Here is a 14,198-nt window from a genome sequence, read left to right on the forward strand (position 1 = left end):
GTCAGGTGTAGAAACTCTGCGCCAGCGAGCCCAGCAGCAATTGCCAGCCGTCCACCAGCACAAACAGCATCAGCTTGAACGGCAGGGAAATGGTGGCCGGCGGCACCATCATCATGCCCAGCGCCATCAGCACGCTGGCGACGATCAGGTCGATGATCAGGAACGGGACGAAAATGCTGAAACCGATCTGGAAGGCGGTCTTCAGCTCGCTGGTGACGAACGCCGGCATCAGCACGCGCATGGGGACCTGGTCGGGGCCGTCCAGGTCCTGCAGGTCGGCGATGCGTGCGTACATGGCAAGGTCGGTTTCGCGCGTCTGCTTGAGCATGAAGCCGCGAAACGGCTGGCTGCCCTTGTCGAGCATTTCTTCCATGCCGATCTGGTTGTTGGAGAACGGCTGCCAGGCGGTGTCGTAGGCCTTGTTCAGCACCGGCGACATGACGAAGAAGGTCAGGAACAGCGCCAGGCCCAGCAGCACCTGATTGGGCGGTGCCGAGGTGGTGCCGATGGCGGTACGCAGCAGGCCCAGCACGATGATGATGCGGGTGAAGCCGGTCATCATCAGCAGCAGTGCCGGCAGGAACGCCATGGACGACAGCAGCATCAGGGTTTGCAGGCTCAGCGACCATTGCTGGCTGCCGTTGCCCATGGCCTGGCTGGTGAAGGCCGCCAGGCCTGGGGCTTCCTGAGCCCAGGCGGTGTCGATAACCGCAGGCAGCAGGGCAGCGAGCAGTAGCAGGGGGCGCAGGGTCATGGCTTGTCGGTACCGTTGAGGCGCTGCTTGAGGGCGGCGGCCAGGCGCTCGGCGAACGCTGGCGCCAGGGGCGTGCTGGCCGCCACCGGGGCGTCATCGGGGACCGGCATTTCGCTTAGCGCACTGATGTGCTGCGGCGTCACGCCCAGCACCAGCCAGCGCTGCTGCACCTGGACAATGACCACGCGCTCGCGCTGGCCCACCGAGGTGCTGCCGACCAACCGCAGATGCGCGCCGGGGCGCGAGTGGCCCGGGCGCATGCGCTTGGCCAGCCAGCCGCACAGCAGGATGCTGGCCACCACCGCGGCGAAGGCCAGCGCGGTCTTGCCCAGCAGCGCCAGGCCCATGAGGTTATCGGGCGAATTGCTGCTCATCGGTTGAGCTTCTGCACCCGCTCGGACGGGGTGATGATCTCGGTGATGCGGATACCGTACTTCTCGTCGACCACCACCACCTCGCCCTGGGCGATCAGGTAGCCGTTGATCAGGATGTCCATTGGCTCGCCGGCCAGGCCGTCGAGGGCCAGCACCGAACCCTGGGCCAGCTCCAGCAACTGCTTGATGGTGACCCGGGTGCGGCCCAGCTCCACGCTGAGTTTGACCGGGATGTCCATGATCATTTCCAGATCACGGCTAACGGCATTGCCGCCCTGGCCGGTCAATGGCCGGAACACTTTCGCGGGCGCCGTGGCAGGCGCGTCCGCAGGGGCGGCTTCCTGCTCGGCCAGGGCTTCGGCCCAGGGATCGAAGCCGGCGTCGTCGCCCTGTTCGGCCATGGCGGCGGCCCACTCGTCTTCCATCGACGGCTCGTCCGACGGGGTAGGCTCTGGGGTATTGGGGTCAGTCATGGGCGGAGTCCTTGGCAGGGGGCACGGGGCCTTTCACGAAGCTGGCGGCTTCGGGACCGGCGGGCGAGTGGTCGATGAGGTCTTTCACCAGCAGGGCGCACAGGCCGTTCTGGCTGCCGTATTCGCAGGTCATCACCGGTACGCCGTCGACTTTGGCGGCGATGCTCTCCGGCAGTTCGATGGGCAGCACGTCGCCCACCTGCAGGGCCATGACCTGGCCGATGCTGGTGTCGATCTCGGTGAAGTCGGCCACCAGTTCGATATGCGACTGGGTGATCTCGCCGGCCATCTTGCGGCTCCAGGCGCGCTCGGCGTCCGGGTCGCTGTCGGTCAGCGGACCGTTGAGCAACTGGCGCAGCGGCTCGACCATCAGGTACGGGATGACGATATTGAAGTCGCTGGCCAGGTTGCCCACTTCCAGGTGGAAGGTGGTGTTGATCACGATCTCGTTGGGCGAGCTGGTGATGTTGGCGAACTTGGCCTGCATTTCCGAACGCAGGTATTCGATTTCCAGCGGGTACACCGAGCTCCAGGCGTCCTGGTAGGCGCTGATGGCCAGGCTCAGCAGGCGGCGGATAATGCGCTGTTCGGTGCGGGTGAATTCGCGGCCTTCGGACTTGGCCAGGAAGCGGCCGTCGCCGCCGAACAGGTTGTCCACCACCATGAACACCAGGTTGGGCGGGAACACGGTCAGCACTGTGCCGCGCAATGGCTTCATGGCCAGCAGGTTGATGTTGGTGGGCACCGGCACGTGGCGCGAGAAGTCGCTGAAGCTCTGGTAGCGCACGCTGTCCACGGTGATGTCGGCGCTGCGCCGGATCAGGTTGAACAGGGCCATGCGGAAATAACGGGCAAAGCGCTCGTTGATGATATCCAGGGCGTGCAGCCGCTCGCGGATCACCCGGTGCTGGGTGGCCGGGTCATAGGGGCGGATGTGCGCGTCCCAGCTGGTGGCGTCGCCGTCGGCGGGGTGTTCATCCTCGCCGCTGACGCCCTTGAGCAGGGTATCGATCTCTTCCTGCGACAACAGATCTTCTAGGGCCATGGGCTATTGCACGATGAAGTCGGTGTAAAGGACGTCGAGTATGGAAAGCTCGGGTTGGGGTGTAGTCAGTGGGCGCTTGACCAGCTCCAGCACCTTGGCGGCCAGGGCGCTCTTGCCCTGGCTGGTCATCAGCGCGGTGCTGTCCTGCTCGCCCAGCAGCTTGAACAGCTGGCTGCGCAGTTGCGGCACGTAGGGCTGCAGGAACGTCTGGCTAGCCTTGTCGCCCACGGTAATGGCGAAGCCGATGTACAGCAGGCGCTGCTCGTGCTGCGGGTTCTGCAGGTTCACGGTCAGTGGCGGGATGGTCACCAGTTCCGGTGCTGCGGGCGGCTGCACGGGGGCGGTGGCGCTTTCCACGCGGGTCACGTAATACCAGGTGCCGGCCACGCTGGCCGCAGCCAGGGCCAGGGTGCACAGGGTTATCAGAAGCCAGGGGGTCTTGCGGGTCGTGCTCATCCGGTGTCTTCGTAGGTCTGATCAGACAAGCCGCGAGTATGAACAGGGCGGGCTGGCGACCATGGCCGGATAAGGGCAGGCAATGGGGCGTATCTTTGGGTTTTGATCGGGGTGGGTCATGGGGGTGTGGGGGGAGGCACAGGGCCAGCGCAGCCTGGCGGCAGCGGCTACGGATCGCGATCACCCCGTAGCCGCTGCCGAAGGCTGCGCTGGCCCCAAGCCACTCTGGAGATGTCCAGCGTCCCTACGTATACAAATCAATACGGGTGAGTAACGGGGTAGCAACGGTTTCGCAGGGCTCTTCCTCGACGGCGGACGCACCTGCCGACGGCACATACGGCACCTGCTGATCCCGCGCCTGCCGCGAAGGTTGGTCACTCACCGAAGTCTCCCCCAACGTAATCCCCTGCGCCGCCAATGCTTCGCGCAATTGCGGCAACGCCTGCTCCACCGCGCTGCGCACCGACGGATGCGCGCAGACGAACTGCGCCTGGGTGCCGCTGGTGTCGTGCTTGAGGCTGATCGACAGCGGCCCGAGGTCGGCAGGGTGCAGTTGCAGATCCACCCGGTCCTTGCCGCGCTGGTGCAGGTTGAGCACTTGCTGGCTGAGGCCCGATTGCCATGGCGAGCTGCCGACGGCGGCGGTGAGGGTCGGGTTGCCGGTGTTGACCTGCGCGGTGTCGCTGCTCACCGCTGGGCTGGCGGTGGGTGTCCACGCGCTCAGGGCATCCAGGGGCGGTGGGCTGGGGCTGTCGCTGTCGGTGGCGGTGTTGTCGTCCTGGGCGGGTGCGGGCATCACGGCTGCGGTGGTATCGGTGGGTACGGCGGCCACGGGCGGGGTGTCGTCTTCGCTGATGGCCGGCGCGGTTTTCTGTGCAGTGCTCGTCACGTTGGGCAGCGCGGTGCTGCGCTGACTGATCAGGGGTGTGGTCTGCACGCTGGTTTCGGCGGCCTCGGGCGTGGTCACTGTCGGCACCGGTGCAGGCGCAGGGGCCACATAGACCTGCACCGTGCTGGTGTCCGGGGTGCCGGCGGTGTCGATCAGGTGCATGCGGTCGCGGATATGTTGCAGCTGCGTGTCCACGCTGTCGTCGCTGTCAGGCGTCGCTTCAGTGTCGACTGGCTCGGCGGGGGCGGTCGGCACTTCGATGTCTGCGGTTTGCTCTTCCTTCACGGCCGGCTGCGGCTTGGCCACGGGGACAACAGGTGTCTCCACGGGCGCGGTCGGTTCCGCCACGGGCTCGGGGGCCGGTTCCGGCAATTCCGGCAATGGCGCGGTCGGCACTTCGATGTTGGCGGCCTCGGTCGTGAGCGGGACAGGTTCGGTCAACACCGGTGGCGTCTCCACGGCCGTCTCCACCGCCACGGGCGCGGTTTGCACCGGCTCTGCCTGCACCTGGGTAGCGGCGTCCAGCGCCTGGGCGAATACGCTGCCATCGGTCTCGGCCGCCGTGGCCTGTGGGGCGCTGACAGCTGCCGTGCTGACCAGCAATGCGGTGATGTCCATGGGGGCTCTCAAGTACGGGTGAAGTGGCCCGGGCGCTGGTGCATCCGGGCGCCGAGTTCGTCACTCTGGCGTTGTTCGCGGCGGCCCGCCGCCTGCTGCGCCTGTGCGGCGCGACGTTCGATCAGGGTGTCGTAGGCATGTGCCTTGCGCCACTCGGCCTGCCAGGCTGCCTGGCTCTTGGTGATCTCGGCCTGCTGCTTGGCCATGCTCGCCCGCGCCCGGTCCATGGCGGTGTCCAGCGAGGTCAGGAAGGCCCGGTAGTTGGCCAGGCTGGCCGGGCTCATGCCCTCCTTGTGCAGTTTTTGCTGCAGCCCTTGGCGGTATTCCTGCTGGTACTGCTGCAAGGTCTTGAGCTGGGCGGCGAGCTGGCGCAATTGCTGGCGGTGTTGGGCCAGGGTGCGCGCGGCGGCGTCCTGGGCCTTGTGCGCCAGTTCAGCCAGCAGGTCGAGGGACGATGTCATGCCGGTGCCTCGTCATCATTTGCCTGGGAACAGCTGGTTCAGGGCCTGGAGCGTCTCTTCCAGGGTGGTTTTGTCCTGGATGCGCTGTTGCAGAAAGCGCTCCAGGTGCGGATTCAACTGCACCGCGCGGTCCAGCAACTGATCGTGACCGGCGGCGTAGGCGCCTACGGTGATCAGGTCGCGGTTGCGCTGGTATTTGCTCAACACCTGCTTGAACTGCTGGGCCTTGCGCTGCTGGCTGTCGCTGACGATGGCGGTCATGGCGCGGCTGATCGACGCTTCGATGTCGATGGCCGGGTAATGTCCGGCCTCGGCCAGGGTGCGCGACAGCACGATATGGCCGTCGAGGATGGCCCGCGCCGAGTCGGCGATGGGGTCCTGCTGGTCGTCGCCTTCGCTGAGCACCGTGTAGAACGCGGTGATCGAGCCGCCACCGGGCGGGCCGTTGCCGGCGCGTTCCACCAGTTTGGGCAGCTTGGCGAACACCGACGGCGGGTAGCCCTTGGTGGCCGGCGGCTCGCCGATGGCCAGGGCGATCTCGCGCTGGGCCATGGCGTAGCGGGTCAGCGAGTCCATGATCAGCAGCACATCCAGGCCCTGGTCGCGGAAGTCTTCGGCCACCCTGGTGGCATAGGCGGCGCCCTGCAGGCGTTGCAGCGGCGAGGTGTCGGCCGGTGCCGCCACCACCACGGCGCGACGCAGGCCTTCTTCGCCGAGGATGTTGTCGATGAAGTCCTGCACCTCGCGGCCACGCTCGCCGATCAGCCCCACCACAATCACGTCGGCGCGGGTGTAGCGGGCCATCATGCCCAGCAGCACCGACTTGCCTACCCCGGAGCCGGCGAACAGGCCCAGGCGCTGGCCACGGCCGACGCTGAGCAAGGCATTGATGGCGCGGATGCCCACGTCGATCTGGCGGTCGATGGGCGCGCGCTTGAGCGGGTTGAGCGGTGGCGTGCTCAGCGGGCAGCGGCGCACGTCGGCCAGCGGGCCCTTGCCGTCCAGCGGCTCGCCACGGCTGTCCAATACCCGACCCATCAGCGCCGGCCCCAGGGGGAACTGGCGGCTGCTGGCGCCACCGGTTTCCCGCGCGTCCAGCGGCAGCACGCGCGAGCCGGGTTGCAGGTCGCCGATCTCTTCCAGGGGCATCAAATACAGCGTGTCGCCGGAAAAGCCGACCACCTGGGCTTCGGCGAACTCGCCCGCCTGGGTTTCGATACGGCAGGCACCGCCCAGCGGAATGCTCAGGCCCACGGCCTCCAGCACCAGGCCGGTGGCGCGCACGATACGCCCGCTGAGCAGGTAGCGCGGCACCCGGGCGACGTCGTCACGCAGGCTGGCAAGGCGCTGCTGCCAGCCTTGCAGATGGGAGTTGGCGTTGGTCATGAGGTGGCCGGCAGGGCGTCGTTCAGGCGGCTGCGGATGCTCGCCCAGGCGGTTTCCAGGGTGGCGTCCAGCTCGCCGCTGGCGCTGCTCACCCGGCAACCACCGCGGGCCAGGTTGGCGTCAGGCAGCAGGCTCCAGCCTGCGGCATCCAACTGCTCGCCCAGGGCCTGTTGCACCAGCACCAGGTCGTCGCCGTGCAGCCACAGGCGCGGCCGTCCGGTCAGCGCCGGCTCATGCTGCAACAGGGTCTGCACGGTGTTCACGACCTGTTCGGGATGGGCTTGCAGGGCGTGGCCGGCAATATGTCGGGCGGTGCCCATCGCCAGCTCCACCAGGTGGCCCAGCACCTGATCATCCAAGTGCCGCAGGGCATGGTCGAAGCTTTCGCACAGGCGCATCAGCGGTGCCAGGGTGGCGTGGATCTGCTCCTGCATGGCGGCCTCGCCGGCCAGCCGGCCTTCCTCCAGGCCCTGTGCATAACCCTCGGCGTGGCCAGCGGCCAAGCCCGCTTCATGACCTTGGCGCTGGGCTTCCTGGCGCACCTTGTCGCGGCGTGCCTGCAATTCCAGTTTGCGCTGGAAGGCATGCTTGCGCTGGGCTTCGGCCTGGGCTTCGTCCAATTCCTGGGCGGGCAGCGGCTCGCTGGGCAGCACGGCCATGCGCCAGGGTTGCCACTGGCCGGGCTCTTCGGCCCAAGGGTTGCCGTCAGACATAGGAATCGTCCCCGCTGCCGGTGACGATCACGCCCGCATCGGCCAGGCGGCGTACCACCTGCAGGATGGCTTTCTGTTCGGCTTCGACCTGGGACATACGGGTCGGGCCGCGGGCTTCCATGTCCTCGCGGAACAGCTGCGCGGCACGCTGCGACATGTTCATCAGGAACTTGTCCAGCAACGCGGTCGGCGCGCCCTTGAGGGCGATGGACAGCGAGTTGGTTTCCACTTCCTGGAGGATGGTCTGGATGCCGCGGTCGTCGATTTCCAGCAGGTTCTCGAACAGGAACATTTCGTCGAGAATCTTCTGCGTCAGGTCTTCGTTGTGGGCGCGCAGGGTCTGGATGGCAGACTCTTCCAGGGTCGAGTTCATCAGGTTGAGAATCTCGGCCACCGTGCGTACGCCGCCCATCTTGCTGCGCTTGAGGTTCTGGCCATCGAGCATGCCGCCCAGCACTTCGGTCAGTTCCTGCAGGGCCACCGGCTGCACGCCGCTGAAGGTGGCAATGCGCAGGATGATGTCGTTGCGCTGGCGCTCCTCGAACAGTTCGAGAATGTCCGACGCCTGGTGACGGTCCAGGTGCACCAGGATGGTGGCGATGATCTGCGGGTGTTCCTCGCGGATCATCTCGGCCACCAGCGAGGCTTCCATCAGGTTCAACTTGTCGATGCCCGAACCGCCGTCGTTGGCTTCCAGAATGTCGTCGATCAGGCTGGCGGCGCGCTCACTGCCCAGGGCCTTGGTCAGCACGGCGCGGATATGGTCGCTGGACTGGATGTTGATGGCCGCGTACTGCTCGGTCTCGTCGATGAACTCTTCGAGCACCTTGCGCATCTCGTCATGGGACACCTGGCTGAGCCGGGCCATCTCCATGCTGATGTTTTCCACGTCCTGGCTGGGCAGCAGCTTGAACACTTCGGCGGCCTCATCGGCCTCCAGTGACAGCAACAGGATGGCGCTGCGGCGTGTAGCGGTCATTTTACTTGTCATCTTTTTTCATCCAGCCCCTGATGATCATGGCGATCAAGCGTGGGTCCTCGACGGAGATCTCACGCAGGCGTTTCATGTTCTGCTCGTACCCTTGCGCCTTGCGCATGCCCGGAGGCACTTCCACGGTTTCGCCGGTTTCGGTAACCATGGTGGGCGGCGCATCGGCTTCGGCCGCTGCTTTCAGTGCGGCGGCGTGGCGCTTGTTCATCGGGCGCAGCACCATCAGCCACAGCAACAGGGCGATGAAGGCAACCAGCAGGTAGCGCGACAGGCTCATGGCCAGCGCGTAGAACTCGGGGGTGCGCCACCAGGCCAGCTCCGGCCCGCTGATGTCGTCGGTCACGAATGGGCTGTTGATCACTTTCAGCTCGTCGCCACGCGATTCGGTGAAGCCCATGGCCTGACGCACCAGGCTCTCGATGTTCTCAAGCTCTTCCTTGCTCAGCGGTTCCTGGCTCGGCTTGCCGTCCTTGTCGATGGCGCGGTAGTTGACCACCACGGCGGTGGTCAGGCGGGTGACTTCGCCTTGTGCCTGTTTGACATGCTCTACGCTATGGTCGACTTCGTAGTTGGTCATGCGCTCGCTGTGCAGGGTCTTGCTGCGTGCCGAGGCGCTGGTGTCGCTGTCGTCGGTACTGGCTTGGGCGCTTTCGCCGGGCTTGGCCGGGGCGGTGGCGCGGGTGGCCGGTGGCTGGTTGGGCGGCGTGTTGGTCAGTGCGCCGGGCACGCCACGGGCGGCAGAATCGCTGCCAGCCAGGCTTTCGTTGACCTGCTTGCTGCGCACGGCGGCGTGGTCGGGGGCCTGATTGGGTTCGTAGTGCTCGGCGGTGCTTTCGCGGCTGTCGAAGTCCACCTTGGCGACGACCTGGGCATGCACGTTCTGACGGCCCAGCAGCGGCGCGAGGATGTCTTCGATACGGCGCTGGTAGGCGCGTTCGATGTCCCGCACATAGGTCAGCTGGCTGCCGTCCAGGCCATTGTTGTCGCTGGGGTTTTGCGACAGCAGGCGGCCGCTCTGGTCGACGATGGTGACGCCGTCGATGCTCAGGTCAGCGACGCTGGACGACACCAGGTGGGCGATGGCATTGGCCTGGCCCTGGCCCAGTTCACGGCCCGGTTGCAGGTTGACCATCACCGAGGCGCGGGCCGGTTCGCGTTCACGCACGAACACCGACTGGCGCGCCATCACCAGGTGCACGCGGGCGCTGGCGATGGGGCCAAGGGATTCGATGGTGCGCGCCAGCTCGCCTTCCAGGCCGCGCTGGTAGTTGAGCTGTTCGGCGAACTGGCTGACCCCGAAGGCCTGCTTGTCCATCAGCTCGAAACCGACGTTGCCACCCTTGGGCAGGCCCTGTTCGGCCAGTTGCAGGCGCAGGGCGTTCATCTGTGCGGCCGGCACCAGGATGGCGTGGCCACCTTCGCTCAGGCGGTAGGGGATCTGGCGCTTTTCCAGCTCGCCGATCACCTGGCCGCCGTCGGCCTCGCCGAGGTTGGAGAACAGCACGCGGTACTCGGGCTCGCGTGCCCACAGGGCCAATACCACCAGCAGTGCCACGGCTGCCGCACCGGCCAGCAGCAATGGCAGCGGCTGGCCGCGCAGGCGCTCCAGCAGGGGCTGCAGGGCGCTGGTCTTGCTCTTTTCAGGGCTGGCTTTGGCAGAGCCCTTGCCTTGGGCCGCGTTACTCACACGCACCTCGCAAGCGAGGGTAGGGGCGGTACAAAAGACATGGCTCGTTCCGGTGTCGAAGGTGGTCGAGAAGCCCTGGCGCGTAGGTGCGCGGGGCTGCCTGTTGCCTGCGCTGGCAGGTATCGCAGGGCGGCTATTATCTCGACCTGCCCCGGATCTAAAGGACGGAAAAGCCAGCGCTTTTGTAGCCAATTGGTTGCTTGTCGGTACGGTTCACCTTGTTAATCTGGGTGCCATCACCTTGCCAACTTTTTCAACCTGGACATGTTTGCACCATGAATACATCTGCTCTCCAGGCTGCCTTGCAGCAACTTACCGTGCTGGCCCACGAGTCCCAGGGCATGACGTCGTCGGTGGCCGGTGCCGCAGGAAACGGGGGCTTCACTGGCGAGTTGCAGGCATCGCTCAAGCGCATCAACCAGTTGCAGCAGACGGCCAACCAGCAATCCAACGCGTTTCAGGTCGGCGCGCCGGACGTTTCGCTCAATGATGTGATGGTGGACATGCAGAAAGCCGCCCTGAGTTTTCAGATGGGCGTGCAAGTACGGAACCGGTTGGTGACTGCTTATAAGGATGTGATGGCGATGCAGGTATAGGGCGAGGCATGTTGCGATCTACGGAAAAGTATCTGTATGTACATCGTTAGATACGTTTGAGTGTTAGGTGGGCAGGATGAAAAAAAATTCAGGATCGACCAGTGGTGCTGCATAGGGGAAACCCTTAGTTCCGGCGCAGTGTAACTGGCTTATTACCAAGGTCGAACTAGCGAAGTGCTGTGAATGTGGGGCGTTGCAAGTCTGAAAGTTACGAAAAATAGCTTTGTTTAAAAGGCGTTACTTAAAAAATAAATAGACTTGTGTCGTTAAAGTTTTATATTCGGCTGCCGATTTCCTCTGCGTCATTGCGAATGTTTCATTCGTGATGGGGTGACTTTTGATTGGCCCTGCTTAATAGGCGCGGACCTGTGAGGACTATATGACGACGACCACTTCCACTTCTTCCTCCTCTGCTACCAGCGGAACCATTACCTCGTTGGGCGTGGGGTCGGGGCTGGATCTGGACTCGATTCTCGATAGCCTCGAGGAGGCCCAGGAAACAAGCCTGCTGACACCGATCGAGAACCAAGAGGACGACATCAACGCCGAAATCACCGCTTATGGCACGTTGACCAGCGCCCTGACCAGCCTGCAAACCGCCATTGAAACGCTGAGCGACCCTGACACTTACGATGCCCTCACCAGCAGCGTCAGTGGCACCGGCGTCAGCGCGGCAGTGACCAGCGAAGCAGTGGCCGGCACCTACTCGATCGTGGTCAGCCAGCTGGCCAGCGCCCAGACTTTGGCGACGGACGGTATCGCGGATTCTACAACAGCCCTGGGCACAGGTACCCTGACCATTACAGTAGGTGACGACGAAAGTATCAGTATCGACCTGACTTCGAGCAACAACACCCTGGAAGGTATCCGCGACGCCATCAATGATGCGGGCGGTTCGGTCACCGCGTCCATCGTCAACGACGGCAGCGACACGCCTTACCGTCTGGTGCTGACCTCGAACGACACCGGTACCGACTCGGAAATGACCGTGACCTTCGACGGTTCGGGCGATGCCGCCGACCTGTTTGGCTACAGTGCCGACAGTGACAGCAACGCCATGACCGAGACCGTGGCGGCGGCCGATGCCCTGCTGACCGTGAACGGCCTGAGCGTGACCAGCCAGAGCAACACTGTGGAAGAAGCGCTGCAGGGTGTGACCCTGAGCCTGACCGACACCGGCACCTCGACCCTGACGGTGGAACGCGACACCGACTCGATCATTGATGCCATCAACGATTTCGTCGACGCCTACAACTCGTACGCCTCGACCATGGACACGCTGACGTCCTACGACGCCGATGACGATACCGCCGGGGCGCTGCTGGGCGACTCCACCACGCGCCGCGTGGACAGCACCCTGAGCAAGGACCTGTACAACTCGATTTCCAACGGCACGTTCAGCTATCTGTCGCAGTTGGGCATTTCGCTGGAGGTGGACGGCACGCTGACCATCGACGACGACACCCTGGAAGACGCGGTAACCAACAACCTCAGCGATGTCACCGACTTTTTCGTGGGCACCGATGACAGCGAGGGCTTCGCCACCCAGATGGCCACCGACCTGGACACTTTCCTGGACGAGGACGACGGCTCAATCGTTTCAGTGGTCAACGACCTGAACGACCAGCTCGAAGATCTGGAAGAGAAGTACGAAGACAAGCAGGACTTCATCGACAGTGTGATGGACCGCTATACCGAGCAATTCACGGCCCTGGACACCCTGATTTCCGAGCTTGATTCGACAGCGGACTACCTCACTACCCAGTTCGATGCGTTGAGCAGTGATGATTAATCCTCAATAGATGGGAGCAGGTTGTGAGTGTATTGCGCGGAGCGAATGCCTACGCGACGGTGGGTTTGGAGAGCGGCATCCTGGCCGCATCACCGTACCAGCGGACCGTGATGTTGTTCGACAGTTACCAGGCCGCCATCCGCACGGCCCGGTTGCACATGCAGGTCGGCGACATGGCGGGCAAGGGCAAGGCCATCACGTCTGCCATCAAGATTGTCAGCCGTGGCCTGCGCGGTTCGCTGGACATGGAACGCGGCGGGGAGATCGCCGCCAACCTTGACCGGCTATACGACACGGTGGTGCGGCTGTTATTGCGGGCCAATCTGCATAACGACGAGGAGGTCCTGGATGTGGCAGCAAGCCTGATTGAAAACATTGGTTCCGCGTGGCGGCAGATAGGACCTCGAGTCGAGGGGGAGGATGGCGATGTCGCAAGCGCAGGTGGTTGAGTCGTACGAGCGGTTGCTGGCGCAGTCGCAACGCATGCAGGAATGCGCGTTGCAGGGGGACTGGGAGCAGATCCTGCAGTTGAAGTCCCAGGGCCTGATCGATGAGGAAACCCTGCGACGGGAGGAAGCGGGGGTGGCGCTGGATGACGAACATCGTCGGCGCAAGTTCGAATTGATCAGACAGATACTTGATTTGGAAGTTGAAGTTCGCAAATGCCTGGCCGAGCGCCAGAGTCATCTGGGTGCACTGATAGTTGCCGGCCGGTTGAAGCGCGGACAAGGCAAGGCTTATATGCCGAGTGCCACTGTTAGGCCACTACTTAGGGCAGTAGTGCGTCCGGAAGTTTAATACTGCGACAGGATGTCGCGAATTATAAGGAATGTATCTCCTGCACGATCAATCAACGCGTCCAAGCAGCACTTTGTTGTTGTTTTGATACTGATGGGTGGGCAAGGAGAATAAAAACAGCAAGTCGGCCCGTCATGTCTAGCGGGCCAGCCAACGGATACGACAAGTGCAGGGGAGTAGCAAGTGCTGAACGCCGATAGAGGTCTTGAAGATATTCAGGACCTGAATTTCTCTTATTTGTTGCTGGTACAGCGTCTGCTGCGAAAGGACCGTGCCACCGCCATGTTTCGGCTCAAATTGAGCGAGGGCATGGCCGATCTGCTGGTGCAACTGACCAGCAAGCAGCTGACCCAGTTGGCGCGCATCAACCAGCTGGTGTGCCGTCCGGTGTTCGATGAAGCCGAGTGTCTGTCGCGGGTGTTGGGGAACTCCCGCGAGCTGGGCCTGGTGGAAATTCATTCGTCGTTGTTGATGGCGTCGGTGGACGTCGGCGGCGAGGCGGGGGGACGCGCGGGGCAGGCCCATGTCTGAGAAAAGCCTGGTCGAGGAAATGTTCCAGGTGCAACTGGCGATCGAGCTCATTGAGCTGGGTGCGCGCCTGCAGGTGCTGGAAGTGGAAACCAGCCTGAGCCGTGGGCGGTTGATCCGTCTGTACAAGGAAGTGCGTGGCGTGTCGCCACCCAAAGGCATGCTGCCGTTCTCCACCGACTGGTTCGTGACCTGGCTGCCGAACATCCACTCGTCGCTGTTCTACGGCATCTACCTGCGCCTGACGCGCATCGGTTGTGACCGCATCGAGGCCTTCATCAAGGCTTATCGGTTGTACCTGGAGCAGGTCGGTTGTGACGATGAAAGTGAGGTGGTGCTGGGGCTGACCCGCGCCTGGACGCTGGTGCGCTTCTTTGAAAGCGACATGTTGGAGTTGGTGTGCTGCTCGTCCTGCACGGGGCATTTCGTGGCGCACTCCCATGGCCCGGCGCAGCGCTATGTGTGTGGCATCTGCCAGCCGCCGTCGCGGGCGGGCAAGACTTTGAAGCGGCGTGAGAGCGAAGAGCTGGATGATCTGCGGCAAGCGTAGCTAATCCGTAGCCGCTGCCGCCAGGCTGCGCTGGCTTTGTGCCTCGCTGAACCTCTCCAGGGTTCAAGCCGGCCAGCGCAGCCTGAC

Annotated in this window: 17 protein-coding genes; 6 read left to right on the forward strand and 11 right to left on the reverse strand. The window is 63.9% G+C overall.

Going from position 1 to position 14,198, the window contains the following annotated elements:
- Position 1: 1 nt before the first annotated feature.
- From fliP to fliF, 11 genes are all read right to left on the reverse strand, one after another.
- Positions 2-754: a flagellar type III secretion system pore protein FliP gene (gene fliP, locus ACZ9GA_RS30050; protein WP_457358604.1), complete on the reverse strand. Its 753-nt coding sequence runs from the start codon at positions 752-754 to the stop codon at positions 2-4.
- On the reverse strand, positions 751-1,128 hold the full coding sequence (gene fliO, locus ACZ9GA_RS30055) for a flagellar biosynthetic protein FliO (RefSeq protein ID WP_457358602.1): 378 nt from the start codon (positions 1,126-1,128) through the stop codon (positions 751-753). Before fliO ends, fliP begins: the two co-directional genes overlap by 4 nt.
- Positions 1,125-1,601 (reverse strand): flagellar motor switch protein FliN, encoded by a 477-nt coding sequence (gene fliN / locus ACZ9GA_RS30060; RefSeq protein ID WP_457358599.1) that lies wholly within the window; start codon positions 1,599-1,601, stop codon positions 1,125-1,127. Before fliN ends, fliO begins: the two co-directional genes overlap by 4 nt.
- Positions 1,594-2,646, reverse strand: a complete 1,053-nt coding sequence (fliM, locus tag ACZ9GA_RS30065) for a flagellar motor switch protein FliM (RefSeq protein WP_457358597.1) — start codon at positions 2,644-2,646, stop codon at positions 1,594-1,596. The genes fliN and fliM overlap by 8 nt, the downstream gene beginning before the upstream one ends.
- 3 nt (positions 2,647-2,649) lie before the next feature.
- Complete coding sequence (locus ACZ9GA_RS30070) at positions 2,650-3,102, reverse strand: flagellar basal body-associated FliL family protein (protein ID WP_457358595.1); 453 nt, start codon at positions 3,100-3,102, stop codon at positions 2,650-2,652.
- 244 nt (positions 3,103-3,346) lie between these two features.
- A complete protein-coding gene (locus tag ACZ9GA_RS30075) occupies positions 3,347-4,609 on the reverse strand; it encodes a flagellar hook-length control protein FliK (protein WP_457358593.1) in 1,263 nt (420 codons plus the stop codon).
- A gap of 8 nt (positions 4,610-4,617) precedes the next feature.
- Positions 4,618-5,070, reverse strand: coding sequence for a flagellar export protein FliJ (gene fliJ, locus ACZ9GA_RS30080; protein WP_457358591.1), 453 nt, complete (start codon positions 5,068-5,070; stop codon positions 4,618-4,620).
- A 15-nt stretch (positions 5,071-5,085) separates the two neighbouring features.
- A complete protein-coding gene (gene fliI / locus ACZ9GA_RS30085; RefSeq protein WP_457358589.1) occupies positions 5,086-6,456 on the reverse strand; it encodes a flagellar protein export ATPase FliI in 1,371 nt (456 codons plus the stop codon).
- The gene (locus tag ACZ9GA_RS30090; protein WP_457358587.1) at positions 6,453-7,169 is read right to left on the reverse strand and encodes a flagellar assembly protein FliH; all 717 of its coding nucleotides are present in this window, start codon (positions 7,167-7,169) and stop codon (positions 6,453-6,455) included. Before ACZ9GA_RS30090 ends, fliI begins: the two co-directional genes overlap by 4 nt.
- Complete coding sequence (gene fliG, locus ACZ9GA_RS30095) at positions 7,162-8,148, reverse strand: flagellar motor switch protein FliG (RefSeq protein WP_457358585.1); 987 nt, start codon at positions 8,146-8,148, stop codon at positions 7,162-7,164. The genes ACZ9GA_RS30090 and fliG overlap by 8 nt, the downstream gene beginning before the upstream one ends.
- Position 8,149: 1 nt before the next feature.
- Positions 8,150-9,847 carry a flagellar basal-body MS-ring/collar protein FliF gene (fliF, locus tag ACZ9GA_RS30100; protein ID WP_457358583.1) on the reverse strand — a complete coding sequence of 566 codons (1,698 nt, stop codon included), beginning with the start codon at positions 9,845-9,847 and terminating at the stop codon, positions 8,150-8,152.
- Between the two features lie 275 nt (positions 9,848-10,122).
- Between fliF and fliE the strand changes: the two genes are divergently transcribed.
- The 6 genes from fliE to flhC all read left to right on the forward strand — a co-directional run bounded on the left by fliE (position 10,123) and on the right by flhC (position 14,111).
- On the forward strand, positions 10,123-10,443 hold the full coding sequence (gene fliE / locus ACZ9GA_RS30105) for a flagellar hook-basal body complex protein FliE (protein WP_457358581.1): 321 nt from the start codon (positions 10,123-10,125) through the stop codon (positions 10,441-10,443).
- 379 nt (positions 10,444-10,822) lie between these two features.
- Entirely contained in the window at positions 10,823-12,235 is a 1,413-nt protein-coding gene (gene fliD / locus ACZ9GA_RS30110; RefSeq protein WP_457358579.1) for a flagellar filament capping protein FliD, read from the forward strand.
- 23 nt (positions 12,236-12,258) lie between these two features.
- The gene (gene fliS / locus ACZ9GA_RS30115; protein WP_455921605.1) at positions 12,259-12,684 is read left to right on the forward strand and encodes a flagellar export chaperone FliS; all 426 of its coding nucleotides are present in this window, start codon (positions 12,259-12,261) and stop codon (positions 12,682-12,684) included.
- A complete protein-coding gene (locus ACZ9GA_RS30120; RefSeq protein ID WP_457358577.1) occupies positions 12,662-13,033 on the forward strand; it encodes a flagellar protein FliT in 372 nt (123 codons plus the stop codon). The genes fliS and ACZ9GA_RS30120 overlap by 23 nt, the downstream gene beginning before the upstream one ends.
- A gap of 183 nt (positions 13,034-13,216) precedes the next feature.
- Positions 13,217-13,564 carry a flagellar transcriptional regulator FlhD gene (gene flhD / locus ACZ9GA_RS30125; RefSeq protein ID WP_455921603.1) on the forward strand — a complete coding sequence of 116 codons (348 nt, stop codon included), beginning with the start codon at positions 13,217-13,219 and terminating at the stop codon, positions 13,562-13,564.
- The gene (flhC, locus tag ACZ9GA_RS30130) at positions 13,557-14,111 is read left to right on the forward strand and encodes a flagellar transcriptional regulator FlhC (protein ID WP_457358575.1); all 555 of its coding nucleotides are present in this window, start codon (positions 13,557-13,559) and stop codon (positions 14,109-14,111) included. The genes flhD and flhC overlap by 8 nt, the downstream gene beginning before the upstream one ends.
- Positions 14,112-14,198 lie beyond the last annotated feature (87 nt).

It is taken from the genome of Pseudomonas sp. TE3644 (assembly GCF_056278815.1).

Excerpts from the sequence above, each read along its gene's own strand:
- fliM (WP_457358597.1), bottom strand. The coding sequence starts at position 2,646 with ATGGCCCTAGAAGATCTGTTGTCGCAGGAAGAGATCGATACCCTGCTC.
- ACZ9GA_RS30075 (WP_457358593.1), bottom strand. The coding sequence starts at position 4,609 with ATGGACATCACCGCATTGCTGGTCAGCACGGCAGCTGTCAGCGCCCCA.
- fliG (WP_457358585.1), bottom strand. The coding sequence starts at position 8,148 with ATGACCGCTACACGCCGCAGCGCCATCCTGTTGCTGTCACTGGAGGCC.
- ACZ9GA_RS30090 (WP_457358587.1), bottom strand. The coding sequence starts at position 7,169 with ATGTCTGACGGCAACCCTTGGGCCGAAGAGCCCGGCCAGTGGCAACCC.
- fliN (WP_457358599.1), bottom strand. The coding sequence starts at position 1,601 with ATGACTGACCCCAATACCCCAGAGCCTACCCCGTCGGACGAGCCGTCG.
- fliJ (WP_457358591.1), bottom strand. The coding sequence starts at position 5,070 with ATGACATCGTCCCTCGACCTGCTGGCTGAACTGGCGCACAAGGCCCAG.
- flhC (WP_457358575.1), top strand. The coding sequence starts at position 13,557 with ATGTCTGAGAAAAGCCTGGTCGAGGAAATGTTCCAGGTGCAACTGGCG.
- fliD (WP_457358579.1), top strand. The coding sequence starts at position 10,823 with ATGACGACGACCACTTCCACTTCTTCCTCCTCTGCTACCAGCGGAACC.
- ACZ9GA_RS30120 (WP_457358577.1), top strand. The coding sequence starts at position 12,662 with ATGTCGCAAGCGCAGGTGGTTGAGTCGTACGAGCGGTTGCTGGCGCAG.
- fliP (WP_457358604.1), bottom strand. The coding sequence starts at position 754 with ATGACCCTGCGCCCCCTGCTACTGCTCGCTGCCCTGCTGCCTGCGGTT.
- fliI (WP_457358589.1), bottom strand. The coding sequence starts at position 6,456 with ATGACCAACGCCAACTCCCATCTGCAAGGCTGGCAGCAGCGCCTTGCC.
- fliE (WP_457358581.1), top strand. The coding sequence starts at position 10,123 with ATGAATACATCTGCTCTCCAGGCTGCCTTGCAGCAACTTACCGTGCTG.
- ACZ9GA_RS30070 (WP_457358595.1), bottom strand. The coding sequence starts at position 3,102 with ATGAGCACGACCCGCAAGACCCCCTGGCTTCTGATAACCCTGTGCACC.
- fliO (WP_457358602.1), bottom strand. The coding sequence starts at position 1,128 with ATGAGCAGCAATTCGCCCGATAACCTCATGGGCCTGGCGCTGCTGGGC.